Origin of the sequence: Acinetobacter sp. LMB-5, assembly GCF_001541635.1 — a bacterium.
GTDB classification, from domain to species: Bacteria; Pseudomonadota; Gammaproteobacteria; order Pseudomonadales; family Moraxellaceae; genus Acinetobacter; species Acinetobacter pittii.
Window position 1 is genome coordinate 1 of record NZ_LRDR01000067.1, and the last position, 461, is coordinate 461.

Genomic DNA, 461 nt, shown 5'->3' on the forward strand with positions numbered 1-461 from the left:
GCATTAGCGGAGCGTGATGCAGAAGAGTTGCGCCAAAAGAGAGCGGTGCAACAGGAAAATGCGTATGTCAGTGACAGTTTATTGGCTTCTCAAGAGGCTCAGAAACACTCCCCGCAATACGCTGAAGGCAAAAGTATTGCTGAAATCTACGGGATCCCCGTACATACGGAAGGTTTAGCCTCTCAGCTGGCGTTGAGTGATTCTATTGGTTTGCAATGCTCTCTTGAAGAAGAAATGGCGAAGAACCATCAGCATGTAATGATTGTTGATCTTGAGGATGCTCATAAAATTTTGCATAACGTTTGGCTTGATGCTGGTAAAAACGTTGCTGCTCTTGCTATGAGTATCAATACAGTGAAATCATGGCTCAAACATGCGTTTGTGAATGGTACACGCATCAATATGGATGGGAAAAAATATCCGCTTAACTCGTTTAAGTCGATGCAAGCTGGCTTTAGCCC

The 461-nt window shown here is 44.3% G+C and carries 1 protein-coding gene; it reads left to right on the plus strand.

Features of this window, described 5'->3' with window-relative positions:
- On the plus strand, positions 1-461 hold a 461-nt coding region (locus AW165_RS19990), incomplete at both ends, for a hypothetical protein (protein WP_212823924.1).